The organism is Vibrio sp. V19_P1S1T109 (assembly GCF_002241375.1).
GTDB classification, from domain to species: domain Bacteria; phylum Pseudomonadota; class Gammaproteobacteria; order Enterobacterales; family Vibrionaceae; genus Vibrio; species Vibrio anguillarum.
In genome coordinates, this window is the sequence record NZ_NDIM01000114.1 from 1 (window position 1) to 9,855 (window position 9,855).

Annotated in this window: 8 protein-coding genes; 5 read left to right on the top strand and 3 right to left on the bottom strand. The window is 45.8% G+C overall.

The features are described from left to right. The first annotated feature begins 320 nt into the window (after nt 1-320). Both B9J87_RS05360 and btsR read left to right on the top strand, forming a co-directional pair. On the top strand, nt 321-2,000 hold the full coding sequence (locus tag B9J87_RS05360) for a sensor histidine kinase (protein ID WP_026027451.1): 1,680 nt from the start codon (nt 321-323) through the stop codon (nt 1,998-2,000). 9 nt (nt 2,001-2,009) lie between these two features. Continuing rightward, nucleotides 2,010-2,726 carry a two-component system response regulator BtsR gene (gene btsR, locus B9J87_RS05365; protein ID WP_017046291.1) on the top strand — a complete coding sequence of 239 codons (717 nt, stop codon included), beginning with the start codon at nt 2,010-2,012 and terminating at the stop codon, nt 2,724-2,726. A gap of 54 nt (nt 2,727-2,780) precedes the next feature. Here the strand turns inward: btsR and nagZ are convergent, their stop codons facing one another. Beyond that, nucleotides 2,781-3,767 carry a beta-N-acetylhexosaminidase gene (gene nagZ / locus B9J87_RS05370; protein WP_094149657.1) on the bottom strand — a complete coding sequence of 329 codons (987 nt, stop codon included), beginning with the start codon at nt 3,765-3,767 and terminating at the stop codon, nt 2,781-2,783. Nucleotides 3,768-3,865: 98 nt separating this feature from the next. On the opposite strand from nagZ, the gene B9J87_RS05375 reads away from it, so the two are divergent. Next, complete coding sequence (locus B9J87_RS05375; RefSeq protein ID WP_176429485.1) at nt 3,866-4,978, top strand: anhydro-N-acetylmuramic acid kinase; 1,113 nt, start codon at nt 3,866-3,868, stop codon at nt 4,976-4,978. A 15-nt stretch (nt 4,979-4,993) separates the two neighbouring features. After that, entirely contained in the window at nt 4,994-5,923 is a 930-nt protein-coding gene (murQ, locus tag B9J87_RS05380; RefSeq protein WP_017048824.1) for an N-acetylmuramic acid 6-phosphate etherase, read from the top strand. Here the strand turns inward: murQ and B9J87_RS05385 are convergent. Together B9J87_RS05385 and B9J87_RS05390 are read right to left on the bottom strand one after the other, a co-directional pair. Then, on the bottom strand, nt 5,920-7,716 hold the full coding sequence (locus B9J87_RS05385; RefSeq protein WP_094149661.1) for a cation:proton antiporter: 1,797 nt from the start codon (nt 7,714-7,716) through the stop codon (nt 5,920-5,922). The genes murQ and B9J87_RS05385 overlap by 4 nt on opposite strands. Nucleotides 7,717-7,767: 51 nt before the next feature. After that, entirely contained in the window at nt 7,768-8,109 is a 342-nt protein-coding gene (locus B9J87_RS05390) for a DUF2799 domain-containing protein (protein WP_094149663.1), read from the bottom strand. A gap of 243 nt (nt 8,110-8,352) precedes the next feature. Between B9J87_RS05390 and B9J87_RS05395 the strand changes: the two genes are divergently transcribed. Further along, nucleotides 8,353-9,837, top strand: coding sequence for a carbon starvation CstA family protein (locus B9J87_RS05395; RefSeq protein WP_094149665.1), 1,485 nt, complete (start codon nt 8,353-8,355; stop codon nt 9,835-9,837). Nucleotides 9,838-9,855 lie beyond the last annotated feature (18 nt).

The following is a 9,855-nucleotide window of genomic DNA, read 5'->3' on the forward strand; positions in this document are numbered from 1 at the left end:
ATAAAAGACAAATTAACAGGCTTTAAAAACATTTCAAGTGTAAATTTAAAAAAACATTATGTGTAAAAATAAAATTACACATGTATTTATCTTCTATTAAAGCAAAAAATATAAGCTGACGCGTATTTTATTCTCTCTATCTCACCTAAAATAGTGAGGATGAATCGTAAATCATACCCAAAGAGATTGGTGTTACAGTCTGGCCATCCGTACATAAATCCTAATGTATATAGAAAACTCTACGCTTAGGAAAATGAACAAAGCCAATACTACTGTAGCTTCAAGTGAAAAGGGGATCACCAAACCAACGGGTTTTTGACATGGATTTAATTCTTTCCTTACTGCAACAGATGTGTGTTTACCTCGTTCTCGCTTATATGTTGAGCAAAACACCCATTTTCTTGCCGCTGCTTAACATTTCCAGTCGAATTAGCCACAAAATCAGTACGTATGTTTTGTTTTCCCTCTTTTGCATCATGGGCACCTATTTTGGTTTGCAGATCAACGATGCGATTGCCAATACGCGGGCGATAGGTGCCGTCATGGGTGGATTATTTGGTGGCCCCATTGTGGGGTTTGCGGTTGGATTTACTGGCGGTATGCATCGCTACACTTTAGGCGGTTTTACCGATGTGGCATGCGCCATTTCAACCACTGCAGAAGGGTTGATTGGTGGATTGCTGCACACCTATTTACTGAGAAAGGGCAAAGGGCGACTCCTGTTTAGCCCCAGTATTGTTTTTGCCGTAACACTGTTTGCTGAAATAGTGCAAATGTTGGTGATTTTGTTAGTCGCTAAACCGTTTGTTGATGCATACGCCTTAGTCTCGACCATCGCCGCGCCCATGATCATCGCTAACTCAGTCGGCGCAGCGCTATTCATGAGCATTTTACAAGACAGAAAAACCATTTTTGAAGAGTACTCCGCCACCTTTTCCCGTCGCGCACTGAATATTGCTGAGCGTTCAGTTGGCATTTTGGCCAACGGTTTTAATCCACACAATGCAGGTAAAGTCGCTCGAATTGTTTACGAAATGACCAATGTTGGCGCGGTATCCATCACCGATAGAGAAAAAATACTCGCGTTTATCGGTATCGGTGATGACCACCACAAACCCAATACGCCGATCTCATCACAAAGTACACTCGATGCGATCACCAAAAACCGCATTATTTACCTCGACGGAAAAGATTCCCCTTATCAATGCTCACTCTCTAAAAACTGCAAACTCGGTTCAGCGCTAATCATTCCACTTAGAGCAGGTGATCGTGTAATTGGAACCATAAAGCTGTACGAGCCGAAGCGTAAACTTTTTTCAACCATTAACATGTCAATGGCGGAAGGGATTGCACAATTACTGTCGAGCCAAATTCTGTACGGCGAATACCAACAAAAGCAGATGCTGCTTTCTCGCGCCGAGATCAAACTGCTGCATGCTCAAGTCAACCCCCACTTTCTGTTTAATGCGCTCAATACCATTAGTGCCATCACCCGCCGTGATCCCGACAAAGCGCGAGAACTTATCCAGCATCTTTCGCACTTCTTTCGTAGTAACCTCAAACAAAATATTGAGACAGTGACTCTTAAAGAAGAATTAGCACATGTCAAAGCCTACTTAACCATAGAACAAGCGCGTTTTGCCGATCGCCTTGAAGTGGATATTGCCATCGATGATGCATTACTGCTTGAGCGCAATGTACCCAGTTTTACTCTACAGCCACTGGTAGAAAATGCGATAAAGCACGGCACCTCTAACTTGTTAGAAGGCGGACGGGTACGAATCTACAGCCAAGCGCAAACGGAAGGATACAAAATTGTAGTGGAAGATAATGCGGGCAGTTACCAAGCTCCGAATGAAGATTACGATGGTTTAGGCATGCAAATTGTCAATAAACGCTTAACTAATAAATTTGGCGAACAAGCCGCACTAAAAACGGAAGTATTGGCTAATCAATACACACGAATGAGCTTTCTCATTCCTCATCAAGGATTTAACTAAGGGAATAACATGCTATCGGCACTGGTTATTGATGACGAACTGCTCGCTCGGGAAGAACTGACTGAGCTACTAGAAGAGACGGGCGATGTTGATGTGATTGGTCACGCCAGTAATGCGATCGAAGGGTTAAAAAAAATCAATCAGCTAAAGCCAGACGTGGTGTTTCTCGACATCCAAATGCCACAAGTTACTGGCATTGAGCTGCTAGGGATGCTTGACCCAGATACGATGCCCAATGTGGTGTTTGTCACCGCTTATGATCAGTATGCGCTGCAAGCGTTTGAGGAAAATGCATTTGATTACCTACTCAAGCCGGTTGACCCTGAGCGCTTAAAGAAAACGCTGCAACGTTTAGTTCGCCAAGGGCACAAAAAGCAGGATTTTTCAATTTTATCACCAGCAGGGTTAGATCAAGTTCCCTGCATTGGATTAAATCGAATTGTGATCATTGCCACCAAAGATGTCGAGTTTGCTTTGAGCGACATCAGTGGTGTTCATGTGCAAACCCATTTACAACGAGCCACCAGCCAATTAACGCTCAAAATTTTGGAAGAAAGAACGCCACTGGTTCGTTGTCACCGCCAGTATTTAATCAATACTAGGGCCATTAAAGAGATCAAATTATTGGACAATGGGCTGGCGGAAATCATCACCCTTAGTGATCACAAAGTGCCCGTCAGCCGACGTTATCTAAAAAATTTAAAAGAAGTTCTGGGTTTTCACTAACCGCAACGAATAGAAAATAACGGCGCTGAAGCTTTCACGCACAGCGCCATTTTTTTACTCACCAAGCAGTCGTTTCATCGCTTTTGAGGCTTGTTTCCACTGTTCAGTGCTTTGCAGTTGAGGAAGATTAAAAGCACGACGTTTGAGTAGAGACTCAGCCGCTGGCACATCCAAAATCGGCAAATTATCCAACACTTCAATTTGAGCTGCGCGTTGATTGCACACTAAAATCATGTCACATCCAGCGGCTAGCGATTGATGCGCGCGCTCGGCAGGACCGCCCATGACAGATGCCCCTTCCATTGTTAAATCATCAGAAAAGACTAATCCTTTGAACCCTAACTGCTGGCGAAGTACTTGCTTCAACCAAAACGCAGAACCGCTGGCAGGTTGATCATCATAGTGAGGATAAATCACATGTGCAGGCATCATGGCATCGAGCACTCCAGCTTCAATCTGCGCTTTGAATATTGCCATGTCCTCTTCCATCACCGTGCTGCGCTCATCATAGGGCGTCTCAAGATGCGAGTCAGCGATTACCCCGCCGTGACCGGGAAAGTGTTTACCTGTTGTTGCCATGCCAGCCTCTTTCATGCCTTGCATATAGGCTGAACTGTGGCGAATGATGCTCTGTACATCATCACCAAAAGCACGATTACCAATCGCTTTACATGCATGACCTTTATCCAATACAGGAGCAAAGCTGAGATCAATATCATGAGCAATCAACTCCGCCGCCATCAGCCAGCCACCTTGGCGAGCTAATGCTTCACCATTATTCTGCTTGGCATACTGCTGCGCGGCAGGGATCAGCGAAAACCCATCACGAAAACGTTGTACTCGCCCACCTTCTTGATCGACACCAATCAAAATCGGACGTTTTGCTGCGTGGCGAATCGCTTTATTAAGCGCAAGCAACTGCGCGTTATCGTGATAATTACGCGCAAAAAGAATGACCCCGCCGACAGTGGGATGCTCAAGAATCTCTTTGTCTTCAGCGCTCAATTCACAGCCTGCCACATCTAGCCACAACGGTCCCATGCTCACTCCAAAAATTTACTTAAACAGTTAATTTAACGAGGTTATTCGCTTTGAATTTCTATTACAATGATTTTGTTTTTGAGTTGAAGGAGAAGCGAATGAAGAGCATTGAACGCTACATTGGTGTGATGTCTGGCACCAGCATGGATGGTGTCGATACAGCGCTGGTCGAAATGGATGGCAACCAAATTCGTTTATTGGCTCACGCTGATTTCCCAATGCCAGAAGATCTCAAACAGCGTTTGCTGAATGTCTGTATTGGGCAATCAACCAATGTGCAAGAGATTGGCGAGTTAGACCACTTGCTCGGCCATCTGTTTGCTGATGCAGTCATCGCTTTACTGGCTCAATCAGGCTATCAAGCGTGCGATATTCGCGCGATTGGCTGCCATGGCCAAACGGTTTTTCATCAACCCAACGACAATACGCCTTTTACGATGCAACTCGGTGATGCCAATATTATCAGCAGCAAAACTGGCATCGACACGGTGGCTGATTTTCGGCGCAAAGATATGGCGCTCGGCGGCCAAGGAGCGCCATTAGTCCCTGCATTTCACGACACCATTTTCAAATCAACCGATTCGAGCGTTGTAGTACTCAATATTGGCGGCATCGCTAATATTTCGGTACTGCGGCCGCAGCAAAAAGTATTAGGCTACGATACGGGTCCGGGCAATATGTTGATGGATGCGTGGTGCTTTGAACAGACAGGCCATAAATTTGATGACAATGGCATGTGGGCTAGATCGGGAAAGGTACACCAACCACTACTCGAACGTCTCAATCAAGAACCGTACCTTGCGTTGAATGCACCGAAAAGTACAGGTCGCGAGCTGTTTAATCTCCCTTGGCTTCAGCAGATATTGGCTGAGTTTTCGTTAGCAGCAGAAGATGTGCAACGTACACTCTGTGAATACACAGCACTCACCATCGCCACGCAAGTCGCACACTACCAATGTGGGCCAGCGCCGGAATTGCTGCTGTGTGGGGGCGGTGCCCGTAACCCGCTATTGGTTGAACGTTTGCAGGCCCATTTAGCACACTGGCGCATCATGCCCACCAGCGATAAAGGGGTGGATAGTGACTACATGGAAGCAATGGCTTTTGCTTGGCTTGCTCAACGTCGTCTGCATGATTTACCCAGCAATCTACCAGAAGTAACCGGAGCAAGCGCTCTCGCTTCGTTGGGTGTGGTCTATTTTACTCATTAATAAGTAAGGAATGGTATGACTAATGACGCGCTGCTCTCTGCGCTTTCTCACCTTATTTCCGAAGGTCGCAACCCTGACACAATGGATATTGACCTACTATCAGCACAAGAAATTGTAGAACGGCTCAATCAACAAGATAAGCACGTTCCGCTAGCCGTCGAAAAAGTCCTTCCGGAGATCGCCTTAGCCGTGGATCGAATTACCTATGCATTCAAACATGGTGGTCGATTAATCTACATTGGCGCAGGAACCAGTGGCCGATTAGGCGTTCTTGATGCGTCAGAGTGCCCTCCAACATTTGGGGTTAGCGATCAGATGGTGATTGGTTTGATTGCCGGTGGGAAAGAGGCCATGTTCAGTGCTAAAGAAGGGGCGGAAGATTGCGCAGAACTCGGCATTCAAGATCTCAAAAGTATTCATTTTACGGATCAAGATGTGGTTGTTGGCATTGCCGCTAGTGGGCGAACACCTTATGTCATCGGTGCCTTGGAGTATGCTAATGATTTGGGCGCGACAACCATTGCCCTATCATGTAACCCGGATTCCCCGATTGCAGAATTGGCGCAAATAGCCATTAGCCCTGTCGTTGGGCCAGAAGCTCTGACCGGTTCAACGCGCTTAAAATCCGGTACAGCGCAGAAGCTGGTACTCAACATGCTCACCACCGCTAGCATGATCCGTCTTGGTAAGAGTTACCAAAATTTAATGGTCGATGTTAAGGCCACTAACCGAAAACTCATCGCCAGAGCGGTGCGAATTGTGATGCAAGCAACCGACTGTGAACGCGCTGAGGCTGAATACTTATTAGCCCAAAGCAACAACAATGTAAAAGTAGCGATATTGATGCACTTGACGGGGTTAAGTTATGCAGAAGCTATGGATAAATTGACTGAGTCTGATGGTTTTCTTCGCCGGGCAATGGAAAGTGAACACGAGAGCCACTAGTGGCTCTGGCTCTGTTTGATCAACGAGACGACTATTTCACCTTCCGTAGGTAAAAACTCCTGAATAGAATGGTGCATCTGGATACGGCCTTTGACGTTCACCATAAACAGTGGCAAAACAAAATGTTCTTTGTTCTGCTGGAGATAATCTTGGTAGGTGAAACTTTCGCTCAGTTTTGTGTGCTTAATTTCTGCACCTTGGTTGATCAAACTGGCTAATTTTTTATAACTCACTTCACCATTAAAAAGTGATAAACCGTGATATTCCTGAGCCACTTTGTGTTTATCGCTACTATTGTCATTGGCATGATCGTTCAAACAAAATACGCGTTTTTCACCGAAATCACTGAGAAAATGCATGCAAGCCATAATATTGAAATGCTTATCAGGGCTAAGTGCAACCACATGACCAATACCAATCAAATCTAAATATTCATCGGCGTGGCTTGATATCGGATTACCATAATAATTGGCTAGCCCCGCCATTCGCGCCTGACTAATGTAGTCCCAGTTAGAATCGGTGAGCACAACGCGACAATCATATTTCGCAAACGCCTTTCCAAGCGCTCGAGCGACGTCATTCGCACCAATAATCAAAAAACCACGCGGAGCAGGTTCTGCCACCTTCAATGCCATTGCAATAGGACGCGCCGTCGCACTTTGTAAAATCACCGTTCCAATAATGACCATAAACGTTAAAGGCACTAATAGTGTCGCTCCCTCTACACCTGCCGCTGTCAGTTTGATAGCAAATAGAGAAGAAATAGAAGCAGCCACAATACCGCGAGGCGCCACCCAAGCCAAAAAAGCTTTCTCTTTGAAAGATAATGAGCTGCGCACGGTTGCAATAAAAATGGACATCGGACGGGAAACTAACTGCATTACCACCAACAACAACAATGCACTCCACCCTAATGCTTGGAAATCAGCCAGCTCGATGCGTGCAGCCAAAAGGATAAAGAGGCCAGTGATTAGCAAAATAGTCAGGTTTTCTTTGAAATGAAGAATATGCTGAATATTGACGTTTTTAGCATTTGCCAGCCACATCCCCATCACCGTCACCGTCAGTAAGCCAGACTCTGACTCGATGGCGTTAGAAGCGGAAAAGACTCCAAGTACCACAGCCAATACAGCAAAAGGCTGTAAATATTCAGGCAACATGCCTCGCCTCAATATGACAGCGACGGCTTGGCCAGCGGCCGCTCCTATACTTAAACCAACACCAATAATTAAAGAGAAAACGTATAAGCTATGCGCTTCACTGCTAGAGATAATAAACTCATACACCATCACCACAAACAGTGCACCCAACGGGTCGATGAGTATTCCTTCCCAGCGCAATATATTGGAAAGTCGAGCATTTGGCCGCACGGTACGTAGCAGCGGTACTATGACGGTCGGCCCGGTAACTACGGTCAAACTGCCAAACAGCAGCGCAAGTGACCAATCAAAGTCCAATAAATAATACGACGCAACGCTGGTTATTCCCCATGAAACTAGGGCTCCAAGCGACACAATGCTCCACACAGTGTGGTTGACGCCGCGAATATCTTTGAAGTTGAGTGTGAGGCTACCCTCAAACAAAATCACCGCAACCGCAAGAGAAATCAAAGGGAATAATAATTCTCCCAATAGCTGCTGAGGTTCTAACCACCCAGTCAACGGACCAACGACAATGCCCGCAATTAATAAAAATAAAATAGCAGGAAGACGCAACTTCCATGCTAACCACTGGCACGTCAAACCAAGAACGCCAATGGCTGCAATAGCTAAAGCAATAAACTCTTCATGCATATATTTTCTCTAATAGCGATATCTTAAATGGATAACCCATCAATAGGTGGGTTAATTAGTGAACTCATTCCAACCCCGTTGCCATTCCATGCGAAAGCGCTGTGCTTGCTCGGTCCCTTCGCACGCACCTTCATAATATAGTCCTGACAATCCAATTTGATAGGCGAAATTGGGGTTACAATACTCGCTTAGCCCTTTAACGTATCCCGCTTCGTAATCGGCTTGTTGCACCGAACCCAGCTCAGAAAGCTTTTTATAGCTGCGCTCAGCGTGGCCGGTGACTCCATCTTGATAACCAATTTGTTGCCAATCTCCGTTTTGTGCTAATTCAGCATCAGAGGCCGCACACCCAACCATCAATATAGCAGCGCACAATACACTTAATTTTTTCATTGTTGTCCTTAAGTTCTTATTTTCATTCAATTAGCCTAGCAGATTGCTTGTAAGATGCCACTCATTGCCTCCCAGCAGCAAAGCATTATTGATCCAGATGATGAGACGAGCCCTAAACCACTTATTGTGTGAAATAGCCACTTAACTGGCTATAGTGCCGCTCACTGGAAAAGCAGATGTTTCTCGTCACAGAGCCCTTTATTATCCACAGTGAGCTTAATTCATTCATAAAGGACAATTGCTATGATGTGGTTTCTTACCTGTGTCGCAGCCCTACTGGCCGGATACTTTATCTACGGCGCTTTTGTAGAAAAAGTATTTGGTATTGACGAGAACCGTAAAACACCGGCCCACACCATGAGTGATGGCGTGGACTATGTTCCTATGTCGACCAAAAAAGTCTACTTGGTACAATTGCTTAATATTGCTGGCGTAGGCCCAATTTTCGGCCCAATCATGGGCGCACTCTATGGTCCTGCAGCAATGTTGTGGATTGTCGTCGGCTGTATTTTTGCAGGTGCGGTGCATGACTACTTTTCAGGCATGTTGTCGGTACGCAATGGCGGCGCTTCAGTGCCTACCATTACTGGCCGTTACCTAGGCAATGGCGCCAAACATTTTATGAACATTTTTGCCATTGTACTGTTACTGCTTGTGGGGGTTGTGTTCGTTTCTGCGCCTGCGGGGATGATCACCAATCTGATTAACGAGCAAACGAGTCTAACTGTGAGCATGACCTCAATGGTGGTGATTATTTTCGCTTACTACATTCTCGCCACCATCGTTCCTGTCGATAAAATCATCGGCCGTTTCTACCCACTGTTCGGCGCATTGTTGATCTTTATGTCGGTTGGCTTAATGACCGCGATTGCACTTTCCAGTGAACACACTGTGATGGGCGGTTTTGAAATGAGCGACATGTTCAGCAACATGAACCCGAACGACCTACCACTTTGGCCAGCGCTCTTTATCACGATTGCTTGCGGTGCTATCTCTGGTTTCCATGCAACTCAGTCGCCATTGATGGCTCGCTGTATGGAAAACGAAAAAAATGGCCGCTTCGTGTTTTACGGTGCCATGATTGGTGAAGGCATTATCGCACTTATCTGGTGTGCGATTGCACTCTCTTTCTTTGGCTCATTGGAAGGTTTATCAGAAGCGGTGAAAAACGGCGGCCCGGGTAACGTTGTGTACAGCGCATCCTTTGGCTTATTAGGTGTGTTTGGCGGCATCATCGCCTTCTTGGGTGTGGTTATCCTACCCATCACCTCAGGCGACACTGCATTTCGCTCTAGTCGTTTGATCTTAGCTGAATATTTCAATATGGAACAAAAAACGCTGCGTAATCGCTTGTTCATGGCACTGCCGCTGTTTGTTTTGGGTGCCATTCTCACTCAAGTGGATTTCGGTATTATTTGGCGCTACTTCGGTTTTGCCAACCAAACCACAGCAGTAATGATGCTTTGGACCGCTTCCGCCTATTTACTACGCCACAACAAACTGCATTGGATTGCGACTATCCCCGCGATGTTTATGACCACGGTTTGTGCCACCTTCATTCTTAATAACAGTGCATTAGGCTTTGGCTTACCGATGCAAGCATCAACCATTGCCGGTATTTTGTTCTCACTGTCCGTAACCATATATGTAATTAGAATCTCCAAAGGTAAAGGCGACATCGAACTTACCGATGAAGAAAAACCGAAAGCAGTCACAGAAACTGCATAGTGTGAATGACGCTTCGCT